This is a genomic window from Massilia putida, from assembly GCF_001941825.1.
Taxonomy (GTDB): domain Bacteria; phylum Pseudomonadota; class Gammaproteobacteria; order Burkholderiales; family Burkholderiaceae_D; genus Telluria; species Telluria putida.
Genome location: NZ_CP019038.1, coordinates 4574472 through 4600341, shown reverse-complemented (window position 1 = coordinate 4600341; position 25870 = coordinate 4574472). Strand labels below are relative to the sequence as shown.

The window sequence follows — 25870 nt, the reverse complement described above, 5'->3', positions numbered from 1 at the left end:
CTAGTCTTCGATCACGGCGCGCCCCGCGCGCCGCAACTCGTCCAGGTGCTTCAGCATCTGCTGCAGCACCTCGGGCGGATGCCCCGTCCAGTCTTTCACCTCCGCGACGATCCTGAGCGGCTCGCGCGTGCGATACGACTTCGTCGGGTTGCCGGGAAAGCGCTTGTTCGTCAGGTTGGGATCGTCCTCAAACGTCCCCATGGGTTCCACGATATAGACGTGGCCACGGCCTTCCGATCCGGCCAGCGCCGTCGCCAGCTCCGCGCCCCAGACGGCCGGCTCGAGCGCGGCGGCGAAGTACACGTTGTTGGAGACACGGCCCGCCTCGTAATTGGACGCGCAACCCGGGGTCAAGAGATCGCCCGGCGCGAAACGGATCCTGGTGCCGTGATAGAAGGGGCCTGCCACGTTGCTGCAGTTGTCGTGGGTGACGGGGGTCCATTCGTGATTGGTCATCTACGCATTGCTCCTTGATGTCGTCTCGCTGCGCGCGGTTCGCACCGCTTCCTCGTACGCCGCCTGCAACTCCGCGAACACGGACCGCGCCGGCGCGGGCGCCCCCAGGTGCAGATGGCGCAGCTCTTCCATGAACGCCTCCCACAGCGGCGGCCCGCCCTGCTCCAGCAACGCCGCCCGCACGGATAACTCCCGGCTCGGCGCCGTATGCCGGCGTCCCCACGCCCCCATGTGCGCGAGCAAGGGCACGAGCTGGATGGCCGGTTCCGTCAGGCTGTAGATGCCCTTCTGGCGGTGCGCCGGGTCGGGACGCCGCGTCAGCAGGCCGGCCGCGGTCAGGCGTTTCAGGCGGTCCGCGAGGATGTTCGACGCGATGCCCTCCTCGCTCTGCGCCAGCAGGTCGCCATAGCTGCGCCGGTTGCCGAACATGACGTCGCGGATGACGATCAGGCTCCAGCGGTCTCCGAGCTGCTCGAGGGTCAGGTTGATCGGGCAGCCCGATCGTCCGGCCTGTGGCATCGCCTGCTCCTTGTTCATTATGCTTGCAATCCGCTTAGTATAGCGATATCGTTTAACCACTTGCACTTTGCAAGTAGTTTATTCCTCCACCCTTCGAAAGCGGTTCCGCCATGTCACTCGCACTCTACGGTCATCCCTTCTCGTCGTACACGCAGAAAGTGCTCATCGCGCTGTACGAGAACGACACGCCTTTCGAGTTCCGCTGCCTCGGGCCGGACACGCCGCAGCACGCCGCGGAATGGCTGCGGCGCTGGCCGTTGCGCAAATTTCCCCTGCTCGTCGACGGCGCGCGCAACGTCGTCGAGACCAGCATCGTCATCGAATACCTGCAGCTGACGCATCCGGGGCCAGTGCGCCTGCTGCCGGACGACCCGTTGGCGGCACTCGACGTACGCTTCATGGACCGCTTCTTCGACCTGCACGTGATGACCATGGTGCAGCACGCGGTGAACGGCGCGCTGACGGGCGACCCCGCCAAGCGGGCGGACGGCCTCGCGACGGCGACGGAAAAGCTGGAGCTCGCGTACGCCTGGCTGGAGGGGTGCCTGGCCGGCCGCACCTGGGCGGCCGGCGTCGACTTCTCGCTGGCCGACTGCGCCGCCGCGCCCGCGCTGTTCTACGCCGACTGGACGCATCCGATCGCCGGCCGCTACCCCGTGCTGCGCGCCTACCGCGCGCGCCTGCTGGCGCGGCCGTCGTTCGCCCGCGCGGTGGACGAGGCGCGGCCGTACCGGCCCCTGTTCCCGCTGGGGGCGCCCGACCGCGATTGACGCCGGACGCTCAATAATCCCGGAACCAGGCTCGTAACGGAAAGCATCGACCTCCCGCACTGAATCAATGGGCGTACTTGCGCTGCACGTCGTCGTAATACTGCTTCAGGGTCCAGAACGCGCGCTTCTTCTTGCCGTCGTCCGAGATCAGGCCCTTGCGGTTCCAGAAGTCCTGGAAGTACGGATGCTGGCGGCGCGGCGAACGGAAGTCGACGAGCACCCACGGCGTCATCCCGCGCAGTCCGGGAATCGCCGCCAGCATCTTGAACTGGTTGCGGTACAGCGCGTCCTGGTATTCCTCGCTCCAGCGCGTGTCGACGTCGGCGTGGTAGCGCTCCCAGCGCCTCGGCGCCGAACTCCGTGATCACGACCGGCTTGTTGTAGCGGACGTCGAAGCGGTAATTCAGCATCTCCGCGTTGCTGGCCCAGTACCAGCCGGCGTATTCGTTGAAGCTCGCAAGATCGAGCAGGTCCGCGAGCGGATCCTCCACGGTGATGTCGCTGCCCTTGCGATGGATTTCCAGCGCGGCCGCGACGAGGCGCGTGTCGTCCAGAGCGCGCGCCGTCTTCGCCAGGTTGCCCATGAACGTATTGCGCGGCGCGCTGATCGGCGTCTCGTTCCCGACCGACCAGACGATGACGCTCGCGCGATTCTTGTCGCGCGCGACGAGGTCCGTCAGCTGCGCGTTCGCGTTGGCGTACGTGTCCGGATTCATCCACGAGATCGTCCAGTACACGGGCACCTCCGCCCACACCATCAGGCCCATCTCGTCCGCCAGGCGGATCATCTCTTCGCTGTGCGGGTAGTGCGCGAGCCGCACGTAATTGCAGTTCATCTCCTTGGCCCACTGCAGCAGCATGCGCATGTCGCCCTGCCCGCGCAGGCGGCCCGGAATCAGCGGGTTCTCGTCATGCATCGATATCCCGCGCAGGAACACGGATTTACCGTTCAACAGGATGTCCTGGCCGCGCGTTTCGATGGTGCGGAAGCCGATGCGGTCGACGACCTTGTCGCCGCCGCCGCTGAGTTCCACCGTGTACAGCTTCGGTTGTTCGGGCGACCAGTACGTGAGTTTATTCGCGGGGATATTCAGGATATTCAATGAAGCCCGGCCGTTCGCATCCGTGCGCACCGTGGTTTTGATATTCGCTTCGGGGATGTTGACCGTCACCTGCTGCGCCTTGGCGTCTCCCGCCATCTGGATAAAACCTTCGATGCGTTGGGCGTCGCCTTTCGCCAGTTGAACCTTGTAGTCGGCGATGTAGGTGGCGGGCAGTTCGGCCAGCATGACGTCGCGCGTGATGCCGCCGTAGTTCCACCAGTCCGTGTTCACGGTCGGAATCTCGTCCCGGTGGCGCGTGTTGTCCGCCTTGACGACGACGACGTTGCGGCCCTTCGCCAGCGTATCCGTCACGTCGAACTGGAACGGGGTGAAACCGCCCTTGTGCATGCCGAGTTTTTTGCCGTTCAGGTAGACGTGCGCTTCGTAATTGACGGCGCCGAAATACAGCGCGTAATGCTTGCCCGGCTTGGGATCGGCCTGGAACGTCTGGCGCAGCCACACGGTGCCTTCGTACAGCTGCAGCTTTTCGGCCTGCGAATTCCAGTCGCCCGGCACCTTCATCGTCGGCGCGCGGTCGAAGTCGTACTCGACCCAGTCCGTCTTGTCCTTCGGCTTGCGGTCGTCGTAGAAGCCGCCCTTGCCGCTTTCCGACTGGTCGAATGGCATGTGGCGGTAGTCGTAGTAGCCGTTCTCGTACGGGTCGACGATGTAGCTCCAGCTCCCGTCCAGACTGACGTGGCTGCGGCCGTAGATGTGTTGTACCGGTGCCGTCAGGCTGCTGGCCTGCGCGGTGCACGCCACCAGCGCCAATGCGGAAAAATGCAGCACGGCCGTCAGCCGGGCAAACGGGTGTGTCATGGCGTCTCCAGAGAATTGGGTAGTTAGCGCTACCGGTGTTATTGCGTCGATGTTATCGTTGTCGCGTATCTGGAGCAATATTTACAATCGTGACCTCGAACGGTGTGGCTATTTCGCGCGTGGCGTCGAATTCAGTTGTTCGCTGAGGCAGAAACTGCAAGAATTAATTACCATGTCGAAACTAAATTTCACACAAGGCAATTCCAAAGAGCGCGCGCTCGACATGCTCGCGCAGGGATTGCGTCGCATCTGCACATCCGCCAGCGTGGAGACAATGCAGCGGGAGACCGTGGCCGTTGCGGTGACGCTGTGCGGTGCCGAGCGGGGTGACTGGCTCGCGGACGCGCATGAAGCGGACGCGGCGGCTTCAGACATCGTCGAGCATGTCCGGCGCACGCGCGAAGTCGTCTGCGCGGACGGAACGGCCTGTTTCGCCGTCGGCGACGGTGTGGTCGTCCTGGCGCATGCGCAGACGTTCGACGCCGCACTGCTCGACATCCTGGCCACATCGGCCTCGGCCGCGTTGACGAACGCGGCCCTGCGGGAACAGATCCGGCACGACCGCGAGCGGCACGACAGGTCGGCCGCGGAACTGGCTTTCGAACAAACCCTGCTGCGCACCCTGGTCGATAACATTCCATTCCGTATCTACGCCAAGGACCGCGAAAGCCGCTTCCTGTTCGGGAACAACCGGATGGCCCGCCTGGCCGGCGTCGAGACACCGCCGCAGTTGATCGGCAAGACCGACTACGATTTCTTCCCGACCGAACTGGCGGCGAAATATTTTGCCGACGAAAAGCAAGTCATGGATTCGGGCCAGTCGCTGTTCGATTACGAGGAATTGGTCGAGGACCAGGACACGGGCGAATTGGGCTGGACCGTGACGACCAAGGTGCTGCTGCGCGCCGACGACGGCGCGGTGAACGGCATCGTCGGCATCGGTTACGACGTCACCCAGCGCAAGCTCATGGAAGAACGTCTGCGCGAACGCACGCAGGCGCTGGAAGTGGCCAATGCCAGGCTGGAGGCCGAGAAAGAGCAGCAGCAGGTCCTGATCCGCAAGCTGAGCGACATGCAGGGCCAGTTGCTGCAATCCGAAAAGATGGCGTCGATCGGCCTGCTGGCCGCCGGCGTCGCCCACGAGATCAATAATCCGCTCGCGTTCATCAGTTCGAATTTCGGCGCGCTCGAACGCGACGCAAAAGATATCCTGAAGCTCATCGGTGCGTTCGAAGGCGTCGAAGGATTGTTGCCAGGCGAGGCGCGCGCACCGGTCACCTTCATGAAGGCGGACATCGGCCTGGACGACATCCGCCAGGACCTTGACGCCCTGTTCGTGGAATCGCGGGAAGGCCTGCAGCGCGTGAAGCACATCGTGCAGAACCTGAAGGATTTCTCCCGGCCCGGCGGCACGGAAAAAGAAATGGCCGATCTCGAACAGGGCTTGAACAGCACCCTGAACGTCGCCTGGAACGAAATCAAGTACAAGGCGGACGTCGTCAAGGAATACGCCGGCGTCCCCGAGCTGTATTGCCTGCCCTCGCAAATCAATCAGGTCTTCCTGAACCTGCTCATCAACGCCGCCCACGCGATCGAGGGCAAGGGCGTCATCGTGGTACGCACCGGCTACGACGACAAGATCGTGTGGGTCGAGATCGAAGACAACGGCAGCGGCATCGCGCCCGATCATCTCGACCATATTTTCGAACCATTCTTTACCACCAAGCCGGTCGGCAAGGGCACCGGGCTCGGTTTGTCGATCGTGTACGGCATCGTGCAGGGACATCAGGGCACGATCGATGTGAAGAGCGAAGTGGGCAAAGGGACCGTGTTCAGGGTGGCGTTGCCAAGGGCGGCGTGACCTGTCAATGCCCGAGCAACCTCTTGGCGACCGGCAGCCAGGCCGGCCACAGATATAAGCCGACGTGCGTGACCTGCCAGCCGACACTCCAGATCAAGCCCGCCACGTAGGCGGGATACCGAACCGCAGCGCCGTGCCGATGTACAGCAGGCCGATGTTTGAGTTGCTCGCCGACGCAAAGAAACGCCAGCCGCGCCAGGTCGTCGCTTGGCGCCGTCATCGCAGATGCTCGAGATAGGCCGCCAGCGCGCGCAGCGATTCGCCGTCGCTGCCGGCGGCCGCCGGCATGAACACGCCGGGCTTGACGGCTAGCGGGTCGGCGTTCCAGCCGGCCAGCGTGCCCTGGTGGGTGCGCAGCAGCCCGGCGCCGATCCGGATGCGGCTGCCGACGTGCGTCAGGTCGGGCCCGCGTCTCGCCGTCTCCGCCACGCCGCGGATCGTGTGGCAGGACTGGCAGCGCTGTTCGAGAAAGGCGGCGCGGCTCCGCTCCAGCAGGGCGCCCTGCGGCTTGCGGGCCGGCTCCGCCTGGCGTTGCAGCCAGTCGCGGAACGCGTCAGGCGCCAGCGCGACGACGTGCAGCGCCATGCGGGCGTGCTTGGCGCCGCAGAATTCCGCGCACTGGCCCCGGTAGACGCCGGGCCGCTCGGCACGCAAGGTGAGGCCGGTGACGCGGCCGGGGATCATGTCGGGCTTGCCGGACAGCGCGGGCACCCACAGGCTGTGGATGACGTCGGACGCGTTCAGCCCCACGTACACGGCCTGCCCGACCGGGACGTGGATCTCGTTGGCGGTGACGATCTCGCGCCCGCTGCCCGGATCGCGGTAGCGCACTTCCCACCACCACATGCGCGCCGTGACGGAGATACTAAGCGCGGCGTTCGGGCTTTGCGGAACGAGTCGGGCGCTGCGCCACGTGCTCCACACCAGCAGCACCGACAGCACGAGCACGGGGAAGGCGACGCCCGCGCCGGCGATCCACAGGCCGGGCCGCAGCGGCGTGGCGTTGTCGCGCAGGCCGAGGACCAGCAGCGCCATCACGGCGGCGAAGATGAGGGTGCCGGCCCCGAACAGGACCCATGCGAACTGGCTGATGACGGCGGCGTCAAGGCCGGCCGGGTGCAGGACGGATTGCAGCGTCCCGTTCATCGCAATGTGTAAAGGTAGGCCGCCATATGGCGCGCCTCCTGCTCCGTCATGCCCATGGCCGGCATGATCGTCCCGGGCTTGAGGGCGGGCGGGTCGAGCAGCCAGGCCACGAGGCGCGGCGGGTCGTTGGGGATGCCGCCCGCGATGTAGCTCAGGCGCCCGAACTTTTCCAGGTCCGGACCGGCCAGGCCGCCGGCGCCCGCGACGTTCGGGATTTTATGGCACGCGCCGCACTGGTATTGCGTGACCAGCTTCTTGCCGGTCGCCGCGTCGCCGCCTTGGTAAGGCTGGCGATAATCGTCGCTTTCTCTCTTGCTGCAACCGGACAGCAGCAAAGCGCACGTCAATACGAGCGCGAAGGAAGCGGTGCGGATACCTGGCGAGGACATGGCACGGTTGAATCCACGACATTGGGTTGGCTTTTATAATACCGGACATCATGCATTTTTTTTAACACGATTCGTTCATCCGATTCGCATGCCCGCCACGCGCACCCGCCTGATCCTGACGACCGCCATCGCCACCCTGCTGGGCGCGGGGGCCGTCGGCGCGCTCGGGGCCTTCGTCGTGGTGCGCGCCGGCTGGTACGACGTCGGCGCGACCACGCAGCACTTCCAGCCCGTCTACAGCCTGCTCGAACAGGCGATGCACTACTCGGTGCGCCATCATGCGAAGCGTGTCCTGGTACCCGCGTTGGGCAGCCATGACCAGGTGCTGCGCGGGGCGGCCGTCTACCGCGACAACTGCGCCCAATGCCACGGCGGCCCGGGCGTCGCACCCGGCAACCACGGCCTGAGCATGCAGCCGGTGCCCGGTCCGCTGGTGGACGCCAGCCGGCACTGGAAGCCGCGCGAGTTGTACTGGATTGCCCGCCACGGCATCAAGATGAGCGGCATGCCCGCGTGGGAATACCATCTGAGCGAGGACGAGATGTGGGCGACGGTCGCCTTCGTGATGCAGCTGCCGGTGCTGAGCGCAGCCGACTACCGTGCGTTGACGGCGCCCGGCGCGGAGGGCAAACGATGAAGCGGCCGATCCTAGTCGCCGCCTTGCTCCTGCTGGCCGGCTGCGGCGACGAGCACCGCGCCCCCGGCGGCGTCCGGGGCGATCCGGCCCGCGGCAAGATCGCCCTCGCCCAGTACGGCTGCCGCGCATGCCACATCATCCCCGGCGTGACCGGATCGAAGGTCTACGTCGGCCGCCCGCTCGACGACATGGCGAGGCGCCGCATCATCGCCGGCACGCTGCCGAACGACCAGGCCAACCTCGTGCGCTGGATCCGCAATCCGCAAGCCGTCGACCCGCGCACAGCGATGCCCGTGCTGGGCGTGAGCGAGCGCGATGCGCTGGACATGAGCGCTTATCTATTGGCGCATTAGCGCGGTAGGGTGGGCACACGGTGCCCACGCGCGACGTTTGCGGCGTGTTGGCGTTACGCGTGGGCGCAGGGCGCCCACCCTACGCGGCCCGTTCGATGGCCCGCTCCAGATCCGCCACGCCGGCACGGATCACGTCCGGCGTGAACGCCGAAAAGCCCAGCAGCAGCCCGGGATCGACGGCGCAATCGGCGCCGGCCGCTGGATTCGTGTAATAGCCCAGCGTGCGCACGTCGACGCCGAGGTCGCGGGCGTGCCGCGCGACGGTCTCCTCGGCCAGCGTTTCCGTTTCCATAAAATGCACGCACAGATCGAGGCCCGCGTCGGACGGCCCCTGGCGCAGCCGGCCCGCCAGGCGCGCGTCGAGCGCATCGATGAGCGCTTGCCGGCGCTCGCCGTACGCGTCGCGCGTGCGCCGGATGTGGCGCGCGAAATGGCCGCCCGCGATGAAGTCTGCCAGCGCCGCCTGCGGCACGATGGGGCTGTGGCGGTCGACGACGGCCTTGGCCCGCGCCAGCGCCGCGGCCAGCGGCGGCGGCGCCACCACATAGCCCAGGCGCAGCGCGGGGAACAGCACTTTCGACAGCGTGCCCGCATAGATCACGCAGCCCGCGCGGTCCAGGCTTTGCAGCGATGCCAGCGGCGGCCCCGTGTGGCGGTACTCGCTGTCGTAGTCGTCCTCGACGATCCACGCGCGGTTCGCCTCGGCCCAGCGCAGCAGTTCGAACCGGCGCCGCAGGCTCATGGTCACGCCCAGCGGCAGCTGGTGCGACGGCGTCGCGAACGCGAGGCGCGCGTCCGGATAGTGCTTCATCGCGTAGGCCACGTCCATGCCTTCAACGTCGACGGGCACCGGGCAGACGCGCGCGCCGGCCACCGTGAACGGCGCCACCGCGCCCTGGTAGCCGGGCGATTCGATCCACATCGATTCGCCCGGCGCGAGCAGCAGCTGGGCCAGCAGGTACAGCGCCTGCTGCGACCCGGACGTGATCACGATCTGGTCCGGGCTGCACTGCACGCCGCGCGACGCCTTCAGGTAGGCGCACAGCAGCTCGCGCAGCGGCGCATGGCCGGCCGCGTCGGCGTAGCCGAGCGACGCGGTCGAATGGCGCCAGTGACGCGCTTCCAGCCGGCGCCAGACGTCGAACGGGAACAGGTCCAGGCCCGGCATGCTGGCGCGGAAGGCGCGCAGCGGCCCCGCGTGGTGCAACACGCGCGCCATGCCGCCCGCGATGAGTTCTCCGCGCGCCGACAGCGGACGCACCAGCGCCGGCGCGGCGCCGTCATTGCGCGCGCCGGCCGGCAGCGACGCGCTGACGAACGTGCCCTTCCCGACCGTGCCCTCCAGATAGCCCTCGGCCATCAGCTGCTCGTACGCGGCCAGCACGGTCTGGCGCGACACGCCCAGCAACCGGCACAGCGTACGCGTGGCCGGCAGGCGCACGCCGGCGCCGATGCGCCCGGTCAGGATCGCCTCCTTCAGGTGGACGTACAGCTGGCGGAACAACGGCGCGGCGGCGTCGCGCTCGAGCGTGGCGGCGGCGAGGATGTCGTGGACGAGCATGGGCGTCATCGTGATTGGTACGCCCATCTTCGCGAAAATTGGTCATTTGAGCAAGCCACCCGACGGCCTAAGATGGAAGCTCTTTCGCACACGGGGACACGATGAAACGATTCGAAGCCACCCTGGCCTGGCAGCGCGGCGACCAGGCTTTCACCGACCAGCGCTACAGCCGCGCGCACCGCTGGCGTTTCGACGGCGGCCTGGACGTGCCGGCGTCGTCGTCGCCGCTGTCGGTGCCCGTGCCGCTGTCCGACCCGGCCGCCGTCGATCCGGAAGAGGCCCTCGTCGCGGCCGCGGCCAGCTGCCACATGCTGTTCTTCCTGTCGCTGGCGGCCGCGCGCGGCTACGTCGTCGACCGCTACGACGACCATGCCGTCGGCCTGCTCGATGCCGGCGCGGACGGCCGCCCGGCCATCACGCGCATCGTGCTCAACCCGGCCATCGCGTTCGACGGCGCGCGCCGGCCCGACCATGCGGCGCTCGCCGAGCTGCACCACGAGGCGCATGCGCGCTGCTACATCGCCAATTCGCTCAAGGGAGAGATCGTCGTGGAAGGGTTCGAATGATGTACGTGCCGACGCATTTCACCGCGGACTCGCAGGCCGACATGCTGGCGCTGATCGCCGCGCATCCGCTGGGTGCGCTGGTGCGTGCCGGTGACGGCGGCCTGGAAGCGGACCACATTCCGTTCGAACTGGCGCCGCCGGCCGACGCCGCGCCGCACGGCGTGCTGCGCGCCCACGTGGCGCGCGCGAACCCGGTCTGGCAATCGGATGGATCGCCGGTGCTCGTGCTGTTCCAGGGCGCGTCGAGCTATGTGTCGCCGCTGCTGTACGACCTGGAGGCGGCGGAAGGACGCGCCGTGCCGACGTGGAACTACGCCGTCGTGCATGCGCACGGGCGGCTGCGCGCGATCGACGATCCCGCGTGGATTCTGGGACAGATGACCAGGATGACGGGGCGCCACGAGGATGCGCGCGCCGGCTGGAAAGTGGAGGATGCGCCGCGCGGGTACATCGAGAAGCTCGTGCGGGCGACGGTCGGCATCGAGATCGTCGTCGAACGGCTGGAAGCCAAATTCAAGATGAGCCAGAACCGCACGCCCGAGGAACGGGCGCGCGTGCTGGCGGCGATGCGGTAGCGCCAGCGCATGGTGGGTGATTGATGCCGGGGGCATCAATCACCCCACCCTACAACTCCCGTTACTTGCCGGACGTCGTGCCCGACTTCGCCATCTTCATCTGTTCGGCGGATTTCAGGTGCTGCGCGACCACCGGCTCGGTTTTTTCGACCAGTGCTTTCACTTCCGCATCCTTGGCTTTCTTCGCCGCCGCCATCAGCTTGGCGTGGACGGTCTTGTGATCCTGCACGCCGGCCTGCTTCATATAGGCCTTGTCGAAGGCGTCGCCGCTCATCTTTTCCAGCTTGGCGGCCATGGCCTTGTGCTTGGCGTCCGGCTCGGCCGGCAGGGTCACGCCGCGCGCCTGGGCCAGGGCCTTCACGTCGTTCAGGTTCGACGTGTGGTCGTCGATCATCTGCTGGGCGAAGGCCTTCACCTCGCTGTTCTGGCTCTTGCTCTGGGCCAGCTTGCCGCCTTCGACTTCGGACATGTCGGCTATCGCCATTTCCTTGAGGATTTTTTCGTCGCCGGCGTTCAGCTTGGCGCCGGTGGGGGCACCCGCCGCCGACTGGCCGGCGCCGCTCGCGCCCATGCTCGTGCTGCTGGTGCTGCTCGTGCTTTTACCGGTCATGCCGGCCGCGCCTGCCGTGCTGGAGTTGCCCGTGGCCTGACCCGACATGCCGGATGCGCTGTGGCCGGCCATGCCCGAGGAACCCGTGCCGCCCGCCTGCTTGGCGCGGTTTTCCATGCCGGTGCTGTTGCTGTTGTCGATGGTGCCTTCGCGGGTGGTCTTGCCGGAGGTGTTCTGTTTGCCGGGGGTGCTGCTGGTGCCGGTCTGGCTGGGGGTCTGGCTGACCGTATTCTGCGCCTGCACGCCGGCGGCGCTGAACATGGCGGCCACCGTCGAGACGGCCAGCAGTGCCTTCAAGGTTTTATTTTTCTGCATTTTGCTCTCCTGAACTCTGTTATGAAGTTGGCGCCTGGCGGGGACAAGCCGTGCGCAAGCTCGTGTTCAAATGACAACGGCCGTAGCAAAGTGTATCGCTGTGTTTTCTTGAACAGCGCGCGTTAGCCAACAGGAAAGTTTTGTCGATATGCGAAAAATAAGCGACCGTCAGCGGAAGCTCAGCGCGCCCGTCAAGTCGCCCGGCGGGCGCGCGCCGCGCGCCGCGAACGCCGCGTTGCGCGCGGCCAGGCCTTCCAGCAGGGGCAGGCCGTGCAGGCGCGTAATGAAGCGCAGGATCGACGTCGTGTCGTAGAAATTGTGGTCGACCGCGCCCTTCTTCGCATACGGCGACACGACGATGGCCGGAATGCGCGAGCCGGGTCCCCAGCGGTCGCCCTGCGGCGGCGCAACGTGGTCCCACCAGCCGCCGTTCTCGTCGAAAGCGATCACGACGACCATGTCTTTCCACTGCGGCGATTTCTTGAGGTGCTCGATCACGTTGGCCACGTGGGCGTCGCCCGATTCGACATCCGAATAACCCGCATGCAGGTTCAAATTCCCCTGCGGCTTGTAGAACGTGACGGCCGGAAGCTTCCCTTTGACGGCGTCGGCGATGAATTTGTTCGAGATCGGACTGTCGCCCAGGCCGCCGTCGCGCAGGTGCGCGGCGCGCGCCGCGGTGCCCGGCCCGAACTGCTTGAAGTAATTGAAGGGCTGGTGGTGGAACTGGAAGTTCGGACGTTCGCCTTCGCCGCGGCCGTCCAGCGCCGCCTGCCACGCGCCCGCATACCACGCCCAGCTGACGCCTTGTTCGGACAACAGGTCGCCGATCGTCGCATACGTCTGCGGCGGCAGCACGGCCGGATCCTGCGGATCGGCCAGGTGCGCGTCGCCGTCGGGAGCCGGACGCACCCAGCTCGGCTGGTACGGCGGCGCCATCGTGTTGACCGCGTAGCCGTCCGGCGTGATGGTGCCGTTGTTGACGAACTTCGGCTTGCCGTCCAGCGCCGACTTGGGCGAATCGGGCGCGGTCGCGAGGCGATAACCCGTCGGACCGTCGTCCAGCACGGCGATCTTCTTTGCTGCCGGTGTGGATGCCGCATTGAAGAATTCCGGCACGCGGCCGCTGATCAGGAACTGGTGGTTCAGATAGGAGCCGCCGAACGCGCCCATGAAGAAGTTGTCGCACAGCGTGAACTCGCGCGCGATCTGCCACAGCCCCAGATTCTTCGACGTCTCGCCGTAATGCCCCATCGTCAGCGCGCCGTTGTCGCCCCAGGCCACGAAGCCGTCGTTCCTGCCGCCGTTGATCTGCATCTGGTTTTGGTAGAACAGGTGCCACAAGTCGCGCGTGATGATCCCTTCCGGCAGCGGCTTGCCCGCGGCATCCGTCAGCTTGAACGGCGCGTTCGGCAGGTGCTGGATGTCGTCTTCCTTGATCAGGTAATCCTTGCCGCCGATGTTCTGGCGCGCCGGCACCATGCCGCCCCAGATCTTCGGCAGTTCCGGCAGCACGCTGCCGTCGCGGTCCTTCTGCACGCCCTGCGCCGGCGGCAGCGGTTGCGCGAGTCCGGGGAAACCGGCGAACAGGTTGTTGAAGCTGCGGTTCTCCAGGTAGATCACGACGACGTTCTTGACGTGCGCCTTGAGCTTCGCGTCCAGCGAGCCGGCGACGGGTTTGACGTGCCTGGGCTTCGCCTCGCTGGCCGGCGCCACCGAGGCGGACAGGCCCACGGCCGCCGCGGCCTGGAAGATGCGGCGGCGCGCGGGGCTGGCGGGCAGGTCTTCCGGATGGCGGTCGTGATCGTCGTGGTCTTGCATGACCTTCTCCTGTGGCGGCAAAGAAATGATTATCTGTTCTTTTTGCCATCGGCAAAAGAAAAAGGCCCGTCAATACGGGCAAAAAGCGACAGCGATCGCTTACAACTCCTTAACGCCGATTTACCCCCGTTTAACGGCGCTTAACATCCCGGCGCGCCAGAATGCCAGGAACGAATCGACGAAAGGATCTCCATGAAACGCATCGCGCGCGCCGCCATCGGCGCCCTCGTCCTGGCCTGCGCGCCCATCGTCCACGCCGAGGACACGGCGGCGCCTGCCTTGACGCTGCCGCAGGCGCAGGTGGAGCGCCTGCTGGCGGCTTATGCGCTGATCAAGCAGAACTACGTCGGCGAGACGGACGACAAGGCGCTGTTCGACGGCGCCCTGTCCGGCATGCTGGCCGCGCTGGACGCGCACTCGCGCTACCTGGACAAGGACGCCATGCGCGACGTCGGACGCGAGAACAGCGGCGAGTACGTGGGCATCGGCATCGAGGTCGAAGGCAACCGCGACCGGCTGCGCGTCGTCGCCGCCACCGACGGTTCGCCGGCCGAACGCGCGGGCATCCGGCCGGGCGACGTGATCCTTTCCGTGGACGGCGCGCCCGTCGCCGGCCTGGCGGGCGACGATGTCGCGCGGCGCATGCACGGCGCGCCGGGAACCGTCGTCGCCATCGGCGTCGCGCGCGGCGGCAAGGTCGAGACGCTGCGCATCACGCGCGCGGACCTGCACGACGACACGGTGCACGTCAAGATGGCCGCGCCGGGCCTGGCCTGGATCCGCATCTCCGAATTCGGCGGCGCCACGGCGGGCGATCTGGCGGCGGCCCTGAAAAAACTGGACGGCAAGGACCCGCCGCGCGGCCTGATCCTGGACCTGCGCAACGATCCGGGCGGCCTGGTGGCGACGGGGGTCGCGGTCGCCGGCGCGTTCCTGCAGCCGGGCACCGTGCTGTTCTCGGCGCGCGGGCGCGAGCCGGGCGCCAACGCCACCGTCACCGTCGACGAGCGCTATTATCACGCACTTGGCCAGCCCGACGTCCTGGCCGGTCTGCCCGCCTGGACCCGCACCGTGCCGCTGACGGTGCTCGTGAACGGCGCGTCCGCCTCGGCCGCCGAACTGGTCACGGGCGCCCTGCAGGACCAGCACCGCGCCACCGTGATCGGCACGCGCACGTTCGGCAAGGGCTCGATCCAGTCCGTCATTTCGCTGGACGAGGACAGCGGCATCAAGTTCACCGTGGCGCGCTACTTCACGCCGAACGGCCACGAGATCCAGGCGCGCGGCGTCACGCCCGACATCGCCGTCACACCGGCCGTCGCGGCCGACGACGACCTGCTGCTGCGCGAAGCGGACCTTGCGAACCACTTGCCGCCGGCGCAACCGCTGGACACGACGGCGGCCGCGAAGCGCGAACCGCCGGAATCCACGCGCACGTTCGGCACGCGCGGCGACAAGGCCCTGCAGACCGCGGTGGCCGTCCTCACGCCGGAAGACAAGCGCACGCCGCTGCTTTCCGGCCTGCTGGGCAAATGGGGCGGCACGATAGTGGCCGCCGGCGCGCCGTAACGGCGCCGTCACATGGACGTCAAACCGGCGTCATATTCGGCCGTCAGAATACGCGTCGCTCCTAGGGAAAAGAGCACAAGGCGGCGCGGCCGCCCTACCGGCGCCGGCGGTCGGGAAACATACCGGCACCAAATTTATTCGTCGTTCCCGCGAAAGCGGGAATCCATGCCGAGGTTCCGGAGTCGGTACGTTGAAGGCGTCGCAGTGCTTCCAACGTAGCGGGTTCCGTGATTCAGTATGGGTTCCCGCCTGCGCGGGAACGACATTTGGTGTTTACGGACCGCCCACGATAGGAGATTGTTTTGGATCGGCACCTCAAGACCCTGCTCGACGAACTTGCCGCCTTCGGCGCCGCGCACGACGGCGATCCCGCCAACCACACTGGGCGCTTGCTCAACATCACGCCCGCCACGGGCGAATTCCTGGCCTTGCTGGCCAAGGCGACGGGGGCGCGCCGCATCCTGGAGATCGGCACGTCGAACGGCTATTCGACGCTGTGGCTGGCCGATGCCGTGGCGGACGTCGGCGGTGCCGTCACGACGATCGAACTGGCCCAGACCAAGATCGAGATGGCCCGCGCCAACTTCGCGCGGGCCGGCCTGGATACCCGCATCACCCTGCTCGAAGGCGATGCCGGCACGATGCTGGAGAGCCTGTTCGACGCCTCGTTCGACCTGATCTTCCTCGATGCGCAGCGCAGCGCCTATCCGGACTGGTGGCCCGACATCCGCCGCGTGCTGCGTCGGGGCGGCCTGCTCGTCGTCGACAACGCGACGTCGCATGCGGAAGAGATGGCCGGATTCACGGCCGCCGTGCGCGCCGACCGCGCCTTCACGGCGAGCCTGGTCCCGGTCGGGAAAGGCGAATTCCTGGCCGTGAAGGCCTGAGGCTCAAAAGCGCGCCCGGTTGCGCAGCCGTCCCTTCACGTGACGGCGCGCCCGCGGCATCGCATCGATTGCACGCTCGGCCAGCACGCCCTCGATGAAGCCGAGCAGCCCCGCCTCCTGCGGCACCCGGTCACGCAATTGCGCGACCAGTTCGCGCGCGACGAACGCGTCGTTGATCTCGCCCAGCTCGTCCTGCATGCCGGTCAGCAGATCGTGGCGCCTGGTCGCCTTGCGGTCGTGCGACAGCGCGACGAAGAACTCGCGCGCATAGCGCTCCTTCTTGGCCGCGATACGCACCTTGTGCAGGCATTCCGGCCGTTTCAGGTCGTAGCCGCGGGCGCGCTTGCGCACGCGCGCGGCCGCGTGCTGCACCAGCTGCGGCGCGGCCTTCGCGACCTTTTGCTCGAGCGGGTCGGACGGCAAGGTCGTCTGCTGCCAGCCCTTGCCCGCGATCCAGCCGCCCAGCGCCAGCATCAGCGTCGTGTAGCGCGGACTGCCGACCGCCGACCGCACGCGTGCGCGGTGGCGCTCCGCTTCCTCGCGCGCGGCCGCCTCCACGCGCGCCAGCGACGGTTTCTGCGCCTCCGACAACGGCAGGCCGGGCAGCACGGATTCGAGGAACACGTCCCAGTTGCGCGCGTCGCCCAGCTCGCCCGCGAGCCATTCGATGTCGGCCGCCAGCGGCTCGGGCAGCTGCACGAGGCTCTGCATCATCGCCTGGGCGGCGCGCAGGCGGCGCAGGCCGACGCGCATCTGGTGCAGGCTCTCGACGTCGCCCGCCAGCACGCCCCGCTCGTTGGCCTGCATCTGCTGCAGGCAGTTCTGCAGGATGGCGCCCAGGGCGTCGCCCAGCGTGGCCTTGCGCTTGACCGTCACGGGCGTAGCCTTGACGGCGTGTGGCTTGTCCTCGGTGGCCAGCGCATAACCACGCTCGGCCTTGCTGATGTTTTCGATGCGCACGGGCGTCGTCTCGTGCACCCGGCGCGCCAGTTCGTACAGGCAGGCCGGATCGCCGTCCTTGACTTCGAGTTCCAGTTCGCGCACCTGGGCCGTGCGCTCGCCGTGCTGCAATTCGCCGACGTCCAGCGCGCACTCGACGTGCGTGCCGTCCGGCAGCGCGAGCATCCACGACGTGCGCTTCGTGCGGTTGACGAAGACCGGTTCGTCGGCAAGCTGGCGGCTGTCCAGGCTGTGCGCGAGATCGGGCAACGCTTGGCGCAGCTGCTTGTCGAACAGATCGTGGTCGGGCGTCTCGGACGGGATCTCGGCTTCCAGCTCGGTGCGCCGGTGCAGGCCGGCCACGGCGCTGCCGCCGCCCTTCAATGTCTGCACGTGGCGCCCGTCGGCGCTGCGCACGCGCAGGGCGAAACCGTGCTTCCACAAATCGAAGCCGCCGGTGTCGAAATAGCGGTCGACGTGGTCCTGGTCCTGCGGTTTCGACACGGCGTGCTCGCGCAGCACGGCGGATTTCTTGATCTGGGCGGCGCCGGCCGCGTCCACCGTCAATTTGATTTCACACTCCATGATAACTCCTGTCACGACATCCTCCCACTGTAGCGCATCCCCGGCGGGACCGACACACGCGACCGGGGATCGTAATGATTCCTCGCGTCATCACTATCGTGTTTCGTATGGGACGTACTCGCGCCGCATCGAGGGCGTGCGCATGCACGGCTGACGCGGAGCAGGCCGGCGTCGATCGCGTGCCGCTACCGTACAGGGGCTGGGCCGGCATTCATGCGACCGGCATTTCCAGGAGACAACCATGGCAAGAGCCGGTGCCGACGCCATCCGCTACGTCAGCCACGCGCGCGAGCACGGCGGGGGACCTCACCTGCCCGGACGGCGCGCCATGGTCTACCAGGGGTTCGGCGCGTTGCGGCTCGCCGGCGACGGCCGCCTCGACGTGCAGGTGCGGCCCGCGACCGGTGGATGCCGGACCGGGCGGCCTCGTGGAACCGGCGGCCCTGCAGTTCGGCTACCTCGACCTGGGCAACGCAAGCCGCAGCGCGCTGGCCCCGGCCTACGTGGCGCGTCGTCCTGCGCCACAAGCGGTGCGCGAGGCCTGTGTGCCGGCCGTGCGCGCGACGCGCGGGCTTACCTCGACCTGCCGCTGTATGGCGGCGGGATCGTGGCCAGGCGCGGGCGGACGGAGATCGCGCTGCGAAGCGGTGATACGCTGACTGGTGTCCTTCAGGCGGCCTGCGCGGCCGGCCGTGCGTGCAGGTCCAGACGCCGCCCCGCCTTGACGATCTGGCTCGGCACCTCGTGGCCCACCAGGTCCTGGAGGCGGCGCGCGGCGTCCAGCAACACGGCCAGGTCGACGCCGGTGTCATAGCCCATCAACGCGAGCGCGTGGACGACTTCCTCCGTGCACACATTGCCGGTGGCGCCGGGCGCATACGGGCAGCCGCCGATGCCGCCGAGGGAAGCGTCGAAGCGGTCGGCACCCGCGTCGATGGCGGCCAGCACATTGGCCAGGCCCATGCCGCGCGTGTTATGGAAGTGCAGGGTCAACTCGATGCCGGGCCAGCGCGCGCGCACCTCCTCCGTGAGCGCGCGCACTTGCGTCGGGTAGGCCATGCCGGTGGTGTCGCACAGCGTGATGCCGTGCACGCCAAGTTCGTCGACGAAGCGCGCGCACCAGTCCAGCACGGCTTGCTGCGCCACGTCGCCTTCCATCGGACAGCCGAAGCTGCACGACAGCGACACGTTGACGGCGATGCCGTGGCGCCGCGCCAGCGCGGCGACTTCGGCCAGGCCGGCGAAGGATTGCTCGCGGGTCATGCGCAGGTTACTCAAGTTATGGCTTTCGCTGGCCGACATGACGAGGTTCATCTCGTCGACGCCGGCCGCGACGGCGCGCTCGGCGCCGCGCACGTTCGGCACGAGGGCGCTATACACGACGCCGGGCCGGCGCGCGATGCCGGCGAACACCTCGGCCGCATCGGCCAGCACGGGCACGGCCTTGGGCGACACGAAGGAACTGACTTCGATCTTCGCGAGACCGGCGCCCGACAGCACATCGGCCAGCGCGATCTTGTCGGCCGTCGGCACGAAGCGGCATTCGGCTTGCAGGCCGTCGCGCAAGCCGACTTCCTGGATGTGGATGCGGCGGCCGGCGCCGATGAAGGCGCTCATGCGACCACCTTGCGCGCGCGCAGCGCCGCGATCTGGTCTTCGGTGAGGCCGATTTCGCGCAGCACGGCGTCCGTATCCTCGCCCAGCCGCGGCGCCGCCGAACGCACGCTGCCCGGCGTACCCATCAGCTTCGGCACGATGCCCGGCACTTCCACCTCGTAGCCGTCTCTCGTCTGCTGGGTGAGAATCATGTCGCGCGCCCGGTAGTGCGGGTCTTCCGCGATATCCTTCGCCGTGTAGACCTTGCCGGCCGGGACGCGGGCGTCGCCCAGGATGGACAACACGTCCGCCACGGTGCGGCCGGCCGTCCAGGCGCCGATGGCGGCATCGATCTCGTCCACGCGGGCGACACGGCCCGCATTGTTCGCCAGATCGGGCGCCTCGCCCAGGTCGGACCGGCCGATCACCTGCATCAGGCGTTTGAAGATGCTGTCGCCGTTACCGGCCACCAGCACATAGCCGTCGACGCAGCGGTACGCATTCGAGGGCGCGATGCCCGGCAGCGCGCTGCCGGCGGCCTCGCGCACGGCGCCGAACGCGCTGTATTCGGGGATCAGGCTTTCCATCACGTTGAACACGGCTTCGTGCAGCGCGACGTCGATCACCTGGCCGCGTCCGCCATTGACCTTGCGGTGGTACAGCGCCGTCAACACGCCGATGGTGCCGTGCAGCGCGGCCAAGGTGTCGCCGATCGAGATGCCGCAGCGCACCGGCACGCGTCCCGGCTCGCCGGTCAGGTGGCGCAGGCCGCCCATCGCCTCGCCGATCGCACCGAAGCCCGGCAGGTCGCGGTACGGGCCCGTCTGGCCATAGCCCGAGATGCGCAGCATCACGAGGCCCGGGTTCAGCTCGGACAGCACCTCCCACCCCATGCCCCAGCCTTCCAGGGTGCCGGGGCGGAAATTTTCGACCAGCACGTCGGCCTCGGCGATCAGCTTGCGCGCGATGTCCTGCCCTTCCTCGCTGCGGAGGTCCAGGGCGAGCGAGCGCTTGTTGCGCGACTGGACCTGCCACCAGACCGAGGTGCCGTCCTTCATCATGCGCCAGTTGCGCAGCGGATCGCCGGCGCCCGGCGCCTCGATCTTGATCACGTCGGCGCCGAATTCGCCCAGCGTCTTGCCGGCGAACGGCCCGGCGATCAATTGTCCCATCTCGATCACGCGCACGCCCTGCAGGGCCGTGGCGGACATCGTGCTAGCAGCCGTCATGTTGTCCTCGTCAGTTTCCAGTTTGTTCGCGCTGGCGCAGCCGTTCGGGCAGGCCGAAGGCCAGCACCGCGGCGCAGATCACGCCGGACGCCGCGATCACGTACAGGGCGGGCGTGGTGCTGCCGATGACGTCCTTGATGCGTCCCACCATCACCGGGCTGACGATGCCGCCCAGCTGCCCCAGCGTATTGATCAGTGCGATGCCGCCCGCCGCGCCGGCCCCCGTCACCAGTTTCGGCGGCAGCGCCCAGAACGCGGGGATCGACGCTACCACACCCGCGCCCATCACGGCCAGTGCCGCGACCAGCAGGCCCGGACTGTGGTCGAACAGGCCCGCGCCGCAAAAGCCGGCCGCGCCCAGCAGCACGAGGCCGATCACGAATTTCCTGCGCTCGCCGCTGGCGTCCGACAGCCGGCCGACCAGCACCATCGCGATCGCGCCGCACAGGTAGGGAACGGCGGTGAGCAGGCCGATGGCGGTCGGATTCGTCGTGCCGGCGCTGCGGATCATGTGCGGCGCCCAGAAGTTCAGGCCGTAGGAACTCACCTGGATCAGGAAGTAGACCAGGCCCAGCGTAAAGAAACCCGGCGTCTTGAGGGCGTCCAGCAGCGAGTGGTTGCCGATCTGCCGGCTCTGCTCGGCGATGCGCGCCGACAGCAGCGATCGTTCCTGCGGGGCCAGCCAGGACGCGTCCTCGACCTTGTCCTTCAGCACGAGGAACACGACGGCGCCCAGCACGATGCACGGCAGGCCGCCCACGAGGAACAGCCAGTGCCAGCCGGACATGCCGAGCACGCCGTCCAGGTGGGCCAGCACCAATCCCGCGGCCGGTGCGCCGACGAGGCCGGAAAAGGCGGAGGCGAGGAACAGCATCGACGTGATGCGGCCGCGGTACGCGGTCGGGAACCACAGCGTCAGGAAGTACAGCACGCCGGGTGCGAAGCCGGCTTCCATGGCGCCGATCAGGAAGCGCAGCACATAGAACTGCCACTCGTTCTGCACCAGCGCCATCAGCGCGGTGGCGACGCCCCACGAGACCATGATGCGCGCGATCCAGCGCCGCGCGCCGACCTTGTACAGCATCATGTTGCTGGGGACTTCGAACAGGACGTAGCCGACCGAGAACAGCCCGGCACCGAGGCCGTACGCGGTGTCGGACAGCGACAAGCTGCTTTGCAAAGCGAACTTGGCGAAGCTGATGTTGATGCGGTCGAAAAAGGCGAACAGGTAGCAGATCATGATGAGGGGCATGATGCGCCATGCCACCTTCGCCACGATCCGCGCCATGTCCGGGACGGCGATGTCGGCCGCGCCGGTCGAGGCGGAAAGGATCTTGCTCATGTGTTGTCTCCGGATTGGTAAGTCGTCGAATGACCCGCACGCTCTTGACGGCGTGATGATGGATGCGATTCTGGCAGTACTCCCGTGAGTGCGGAATGATCAAGGTGTGAACCCCGCTTTCGCGTTTCGCGAAAGCTCGCCCGGTTCTAGGCGCCGCCGGCGAGGTGGTCCACGAGCAGGCGCGCGTGGCGCGGCAGGGTCTCCAGGTCGCGCACGCCGATCAGGAGCTGGCGCCGCGCCCACGCATCGGTGAGCGGAATCTGGCGCAGGTTCAGCGAGCGCACGAGCGCGCGCACGGCGTCGGCCGGCAGCACCGCGACGCCCAGGCCGGCCGCCACCATCTGGCACATCGCGTCGAAGCTGCGCACCTGGATGCGCACGCGCAGGCGCCGTCCCATCGCTTCCGTCTCGGCCTGCAGCCGCTGCGCCAGCGAGGTGCCCTGCGACAGGCTGACGACATCGTAGTCGGTCGCCTCCTCGAACCGCAGGCTGCGGCGCTTGGCGAGCGGATGGCCGGCCGGGACCACCAGCACGAGGCGGTCTTCGCGGTAGGACATCAGGTGCAGGCCGAGGGCCGGGGTGCGGTCGGCGAAGATGCCGATGTCGGCGCGGCCTTCCAGCACGCCCAGCACGATCTCGCCGCTGTTGAGTTCCGCGAGCTCGATCCGGATCGCCGGATTGGCCTTGGCGAAGGCCGCGATGTCGGCCGGCAGGAACTGGGTGATGGCGGAGGTGTTGGCCCACAGGCGCGCCACGCCGACGATGCCGCTGGCGTGGTCGTGCAGTTCGGCGGCCAGCAGGTTGACGTCGCCGAGGATGCGCTGCGCATGCCGGGCCAGCGCGAGGCCGGCCGCGGTGGGCGTGATGCCGCGCGAGTGGCGTTCGAACAGCGCGGCGCCGACGGCGGCCTCCAGGTCGGAAATGCGCTTGCTCGCCGCCCCGACGGCCAGGTTGGCGAGCAGCGCGCCCTTGCTGATGCTGCCGGAGCGCACCACCTGGCTGAACAGGGAAAGCGAGACGAGGTCGAGACGATGCAGGTTCATGGCTGACTATTGTCGCATGTGCCGTCAAGCGCTACCGACTTGCGCATTCTCGGGGCGGCGTGCTCACGTCCGGGTGCAGATTTCGTGAGGACCTGGTTCAAGTCGGTGCATGGATGGCGGAAAAGCCCGATCCGGGTTGGCATGGAACCTGCAACGTGTATCCCGTCAGCCGCCCCGCAGGCGGTCGAACCGAATGGAGCTCATCATGCTGTACGCCGAAATTCCCGCTACCCGCCCTGCTGCCCCCGAGACCAAACTGTCCGGCGATGTGTTCGGTGTCTTGATCAACCTGTCCGGCCGGCGGCGCTTCACGTCCCAGCGGGCGGTACTGTATGCGGTGCTGGCGTCGCTCGGCCATGAAGGCGCGGACCAGACCGCCCGCGAGGTGCTGGCCGCGTTCACCGATGCGCACATCACGTTGGTCGAGGGCAAGAAAGGATTGCCGGGCATCTTCTGCCGGCAATTGCACGATGCCTATTTCGGGACGTTGCAGGGCGACCGGATCATCCGGGAGTTCATCGCGCTGGCCGGAACGACGCTGGACGCCATCGGCGCGGCATCGCCCCGCGTGCCGGCCCTGCTCGACGACCTGGTGCGCAGCGCGACGCCGCTGCTCGGTGTGCTCAACACCTTGACGCTGGTCTATGAAGAACAGTCCAAGCGTCATGCCCAGCAGCAGCGCAAACAGATGCAGGACATGATGGCCGACATCAAGACCATCGCGCGCCAGGCCCGCATGATCGCGTTCAACGCGCAGATCGTGGCCGCGCGCGCCGGCCCGGTCGGCAACGAGTTCGCCGTCGTGGCGAGCACGATGACCAACGTCACCGGCGAGATCGACGACCTGGTGCAGTCCGCGATGGCGGGCTCGCTGGCGTACTGATCCGGGCGCGCGTTCTTAGGAGCCACCGGCACAAGTCACGATGATGGTCAAGCGCGGCCGTGAATCGCTCACACGGCAAACCTGCGCTGGGTGCAGCGTAACCGCGGCCCCAGCCGTGCGACCTGCCTGGATATGTGAACAGGTCGCGCGTCCCTTTCATGGAATGTGCGCCGGAACCAGCTAGAACTGGTGCCGCAAGCCGAGCATCACCCCCTTGCGAGCCGCATGGCCGATGCCGATGACCGGTCCCGAGCCCCAGTATTCGGTCTCGCGGCCCACCGCGCCGTCGTGCGCATCGTTCACATCCGCTTCCAGGAACAGGCTGGTGCGCTTGGACAGCGCATAGTCCGCCACGGCAGCGAACACATTGGTATGGCCGCTGCCGAGCGGTAGCGGCGTCGCCTCGAACTGGGTCGTCACGCCGCCGTTCTGGACGTAGCGGTAAAAGGCGCCCGACAGATGCAGGGCCGGCGTGAGCTGGTAGCCCAGACCGATGAAGGAGATGGCGAAGCGCGCGTGGCCGGCGCTTTCGTGGCGCCCCATCCGGCCGAGATAAGTGGTCGCCTTGCCGGCGGCGTAGGATGCGCCCAGGGTGTAGTTGCTCACGGTGTTGCCGTCGCTCGACGCCGCGCGGCGCTCGTCGTAGGCGGCGCCCAGTCCCAGGCCCTCCTTCGAATACATGATGCCGCCGCCGAAGGTCGAGCCGCGCGTACCGCCGCCCGTCTGCTCGCCCGCCCCGTAATCGAGCTGGAGGCTGACCGGGCCGATGGTGCGCTTGTAGATGACGCTGTTGTTGATGCGGTAGCCCTGCATGAAGATGTCGCCGCCCGTGTAGTACGGATCGGACCAGTAGTTGCCCCAGCTCTGGTCCAGTGGATTGAAGGACCAGCCGACGTTGTTCACGGCGTTGTACTGGCGGCCGACAGTCAGGCTGCCCCAGGAACCGCTCAAGCCCACGAAGGCCTGCCTGCCGAACAGGATGCCGTACTCGGGCTGGCCGGTATCGGTGCCGAAACCGCTCTCGAGCTGGAAGATGGCCTTGTTGCCGCCGCCGAGATCCTCGGTTCCGGAGATGCCCAGGCGGCTGCCGCCGATCCCGCTGGCCACCACTTCGGTTTTATTATGTTCCCTGCCGTCGATATTCGAGGTGTATCTCAGCGCCGAACTGATCACGCCGTACACCGTCACCCCCGATTCGGCGGCTGCCGTCAGCGGCGTCAGCATGCCTGCGGTCAGCCAGAAAACGGCCGCCCTCTTCCACGAACCCGCGTCTTTCATCATTGTCTCCTCCATGGCGTTCTATCGCTCTCTTGGAATTACAGATCCAGCACCAGCTTGCCGTTCCGGGCGCGCGACACGCAGATCATCATGGTCCGCTGGGCGTCCTTTTCGGCATTGCTGAGGTATTGGTCGAGGTGTTCGGCTTCGCCTTCGAGGATGCGGGTCTCGCAGGTCCCGCACACGCCTTCGCGACACAGGCATTCGACCTGCACGGCGTTGTCCCTTTCGATCGCCGCCAGGATCGATTCCCCGGCGCCGACTTCGACGGTCTTGCCGGACTTCGCCAGCACCACCGTGAAAGCGCCATCGTTCGCGGACACGGAGGCGGCAAACTGCTCCCAGTGCACGCGCCCGGGATCGACGCCGGCCGCCTGCGCCGCATTGCGCACCGCCTCGATCAAGCCCGCCGGGCCGCAGACGTAGATGTGCGCGCCTTCAACCAGGCCGCCGAACAGGCCGCCCAGGTCCAACTGCTGCCCGAGGCTGTCGACATAGAACCGGACCTTGCCCGCCGACTGTCCGGCCAGCGCCTCCAGCTCCTGGCTGAAGGCGCCGTGCTCGGGCCCGCGGAAGGCGTAGTGCAGCTCGTGGGAGGCGCCGCGCCGGCGCAGCTCGTGCATCTGCGACATGAAGGGCGTGATCCCGATGCCGCCCGCGATCAGCACGTGATGCCGCGCGTCCTCCGACAGCGCGAACAGATTGTTCGGCGTGGTGATGTCGAGCAGATCGCCCTCCTTCACCCGGTCGTGGAGGAAGGCCGAGCCGCCTTTCGACGGGGTCTCGCGGCGCACCCCGATCTGGTAGGCGCCCAAGGCTTCCGGTGAACTCATCAGCGAATAGGCATTGCTGTAGCGCCGTGCGCCGTCACGCATCTGCACGATGACGTGGCTGCCGCCGGTAAAGGGAGGCAGCGTGCCGCCGTCGGCGGCTTCGAGGGTGAAACGCTTGATCAGCGGGGTGACGGTCTCGATGCGCGCCACCCTGACCGGGATGGTCCGATATGAATTTTCCATTG

At 67.5% G+C, this 25870-nt stretch carries 25 protein-coding genes; 9 read left to right on the top strand and 16 right to left on the bottom strand.

What is annotated here, in order from left to right; translation table 11 throughout:
* Together arr and BVG12_RS22640 are read right to left on the bottom strand one after the other, a co-directional pair.
* Complete coding sequence (gene arr, locus BVG12_RS22645; RefSeq protein ID WP_075794364.1) at positions 1–456, bottom strand: NAD(+)--rifampin ADP-ribosyltransferase; 456 nt, start codon at positions 454–456, stop codon at positions 1–3.
* Complete coding sequence (locus tag BVG12_RS22640) at positions 457–975, bottom strand: winged helix-turn-helix transcriptional regulator (protein ID WP_075796509.1); 519 nt, start codon at positions 973–975, stop codon at positions 457–459.
* Positions 976–1085: 110 nt separating this feature from the next.
* On the opposite strand from BVG12_RS22640, the gene BVG12_RS22635 reads away from it, so the two are divergent.
* The gene (locus BVG12_RS22635) at positions 1086–1745 is read left to right on the top strand and encodes a glutathione S-transferase family protein (RefSeq protein ID WP_075794363.1); all 660 of its coding nucleotides are present in this window, start codon (positions 1086–1088) and stop codon (positions 1743–1745) included.
* Here the strand turns inward: BVG12_RS22635 and BVG12_RS22630 are convergent.
* Positions 1643–3667, bottom strand: coding sequence for a glycoside hydrolase family 2 protein (locus BVG12_RS22630; protein WP_218921027.1), 2025 nt, complete (start codon positions 3665–3667; stop codon positions 1643–1645). The two genes, BVG12_RS22635 and BVG12_RS22630, sit on opposite strands and share 103 nt — an antisense overlap.
* Between BVG12_RS22630 and BVG12_RS22625 the strand changes: the two genes are divergently transcribed.
* Positions 3666–5528 (top strand): PAS domain-containing sensor histidine kinase, encoded by a 1863-nt coding sequence (locus BVG12_RS22625; protein ID WP_156895715.1) that lies wholly within the window; start codon positions 3666–3668, stop codon positions 5526–5528. The genes BVG12_RS22630 and BVG12_RS22625 overlap by 2 nt on opposite strands.
* Before the next feature lie 4 nt (positions 5529–5532).
* Here the strand turns inward: BVG12_RS22625 and BVG12_RS22620 are convergent, their stop codons facing one another.
* From BVG12_RS22620 to BVG12_RS22610, 3 genes are read right to left on the bottom strand one after another with little or no spacing between them, the layout of a single operon-like run.
* Complete coding sequence (locus tag BVG12_RS22620) at positions 5533–5748, bottom strand: hypothetical protein (RefSeq protein WP_075794361.1); 216 nt, start codon at positions 5746–5748, stop codon at positions 5533–5535.
* Positions 5745–6674: a cytochrome c oxidase subunit II gene (locus tag BVG12_RS22615; RefSeq protein ID WP_075794360.1), complete on the bottom strand. Its 930-nt coding sequence runs from the start codon at positions 6672–6674 to the stop codon at positions 5745–5747. Before BVG12_RS22615 ends, BVG12_RS22620 begins: the two co-directional genes overlap by 4 nt.
* The gene (locus BVG12_RS22610) at positions 6671–7063 is read right to left on the bottom strand and encodes a c-type cytochrome (protein ID WP_075794359.1); all 393 of its coding nucleotides are present in this window, start codon (positions 7061–7063) and stop codon (positions 6671–6673) included. The genes BVG12_RS22615 and BVG12_RS22610 overlap by 4 nt, the downstream gene beginning before the upstream one ends.
* 88 nt (positions 7064–7151) lie before the next feature.
* Between BVG12_RS22610 and BVG12_RS35255 the strand changes: the two genes are divergently transcribed.
* Positions 7152–7700 carry a c-type cytochrome gene (locus BVG12_RS35255; protein ID WP_229503687.1) on the top strand — a complete coding sequence of 183 codons (549 nt, stop codon included), beginning with the start codon at positions 7152–7154 and terminating at the stop codon, positions 7698–7700.
* A complete protein-coding gene (locus BVG12_RS35250) occupies positions 7697–8053 on the top strand; it encodes a c-type cytochrome (RefSeq protein ID WP_229503686.1) in 357 nt (118 codons plus the stop codon). The genes BVG12_RS35255 and BVG12_RS35250 overlap by 4 nt, the downstream gene beginning before the upstream one ends.
* Positions 8054–8132: 79 nt before the next feature.
* On the opposite strand, the gene pdxR is transcribed toward BVG12_RS35250, so the two are convergent.
* Positions 8133–9641 (bottom strand): MocR-like pyridoxine biosynthesis transcription factor PdxR, encoded by a 1509-nt coding sequence (gene pdxR / locus BVG12_RS22600; protein WP_229503685.1) that lies wholly within the window; start codon positions 9639–9641, stop codon positions 8133–8135.
* A gap of 74 nt (positions 9642–9715) precedes the next feature.
* Between pdxR and BVG12_RS22595 the strand changes: the two genes are divergently transcribed.
* Together BVG12_RS22595 and BVG12_RS22590 are read left to right on the top strand one after the other, a co-directional pair.
* Positions 9716–10180: an OsmC family protein gene (locus BVG12_RS22595; RefSeq protein WP_075794357.1), complete on the top strand. Its 465-nt coding sequence runs from the start codon at positions 9716–9718 to the stop codon at positions 10178–10180.
* A complete protein-coding gene (locus tag BVG12_RS22590; RefSeq protein ID WP_229503684.1) occupies positions 10177–10755 on the top strand; it encodes an FMN-binding negative transcriptional regulator in 579 nt (192 codons plus the stop codon). The genes BVG12_RS22595 and BVG12_RS22590 overlap by 4 nt, the downstream gene beginning before the upstream one ends.
* A 61-nt stretch (positions 10756–10816) precedes the next feature.
* Here the strand turns inward: BVG12_RS22590 and BVG12_RS22585 are convergent, their stop codons facing one another.
* A complete protein-coding gene (locus tag BVG12_RS22585; protein WP_083685318.1) occupies positions 10817–11680 on the bottom strand; it encodes a DUF4142 domain-containing protein in 864 nt (287 codons plus the stop codon).
* 168 nt (positions 11681–11848) lie between these two features.
* Positions 11849–13501, bottom strand: coding sequence for an acid phosphatase (locus BVG12_RS22580; protein WP_075794356.1), 1653 nt, complete (start codon positions 13499–13501; stop codon positions 11849–11851).
* 192 nt (positions 13502–13693) lie between these two features.
* On the opposite strand from BVG12_RS22580, the gene BVG12_RS22575 reads away from it, so the two are divergent.
* Complete coding sequence (locus BVG12_RS22575) at positions 13694–15070, top strand: S41 family peptidase (protein WP_075794355.1); 1377 nt, start codon at positions 13694–13696, stop codon at positions 15068–15070.
* A 302-nt stretch (positions 15071–15372) separates the two neighbouring features.
* Complete coding sequence (locus tag BVG12_RS22570) at positions 15373–15957, top strand: O-methyltransferase (RefSeq protein ID WP_075794354.1); 585 nt, start codon at positions 15373–15375, stop codon at positions 15955–15957.
* Between the two features lie 3 nt (positions 15958–15960).
* Here the strand turns inward: BVG12_RS22570 and BVG12_RS22565 are convergent, their stop codons facing one another.
* The 5 genes from BVG12_RS22565 to BVG12_RS22545 form a co-directional block, all read right to left on the bottom strand.
* Positions 15961–17481: a CYTH and CHAD domain-containing protein gene (locus tag BVG12_RS22565; RefSeq protein ID WP_075794353.1), complete on the bottom strand. Its 1521-nt coding sequence runs from the start codon at positions 17479–17481 to the stop codon at positions 15961–15963.
* A gap of 669 nt (positions 17482–18150) precedes the next feature.
* Entirely contained in the window at positions 18151–19098 is a 948-nt protein-coding gene (locus BVG12_RS22560) for a hydroxymethylglutaryl-CoA lyase (protein WP_075794352.1), read from the bottom strand.
* Positions 19095–20306, bottom strand: coding sequence for a CaiB/BaiF CoA transferase family protein (locus BVG12_RS22555; protein ID WP_075794351.1), 1212 nt, complete (start codon positions 20304–20306; stop codon positions 19095–19097). The genes BVG12_RS22560 and BVG12_RS22555 overlap by 4 nt, the downstream gene beginning before the upstream one ends.
* 10 nt (positions 20307–20316) lie before the next feature.
* Positions 20317–21648, bottom strand: a complete 1332-nt coding sequence (locus BVG12_RS22550; RefSeq protein WP_075794350.1) for an MFS transporter — start codon at positions 21646–21648, stop codon at positions 20317–20319.
* Positions 21649–21794: 146 nt separating this feature from the next.
* Positions 21795–22691, bottom strand: a complete 897-nt coding sequence (locus tag BVG12_RS22545) for a LysR family transcriptional regulator (RefSeq protein WP_075794349.1) — start codon at positions 22689–22691, stop codon at positions 21795–21797.
* 205 nt (positions 22692–22896) lie between these two features.
* Here BVG12_RS22545 and BVG12_RS22540 point away from each other — a divergent pair, with 205 nt between their 5' ends.
* A complete protein-coding gene (locus tag BVG12_RS22540) occupies positions 22897–23574 on the top strand; it encodes a methyl-accepting chemotaxis protein (RefSeq protein ID WP_156895714.1) in 678 nt (225 codons plus the stop codon).
* A gap of 180 nt (positions 23575–23754) precedes the next feature.
* Here BVG12_RS22540 and BVG12_RS22535 read toward each other — a convergent pair whose 3' ends face one another.
* Together BVG12_RS22535 and BVG12_RS22530 are read right to left on the bottom strand one after the other, a co-directional pair.
* Positions 23755–24855 (bottom strand): porin, encoded by a 1101-nt coding sequence (locus BVG12_RS22535; RefSeq protein ID WP_075794347.1) that lies wholly within the window; start codon positions 24853–24855, stop codon positions 23755–23757.
* 35 nt (positions 24856–24890) lie between these two features.
* Positions 24891–25868: a PDR/VanB family oxidoreductase gene (locus tag BVG12_RS22530; RefSeq protein WP_075794346.1), complete on the bottom strand. Its 978-nt coding sequence runs from the start codon at positions 25866–25868 to the stop codon at positions 24891–24893.
* Positions 25869–25870 lie beyond the last annotated feature (2 nt).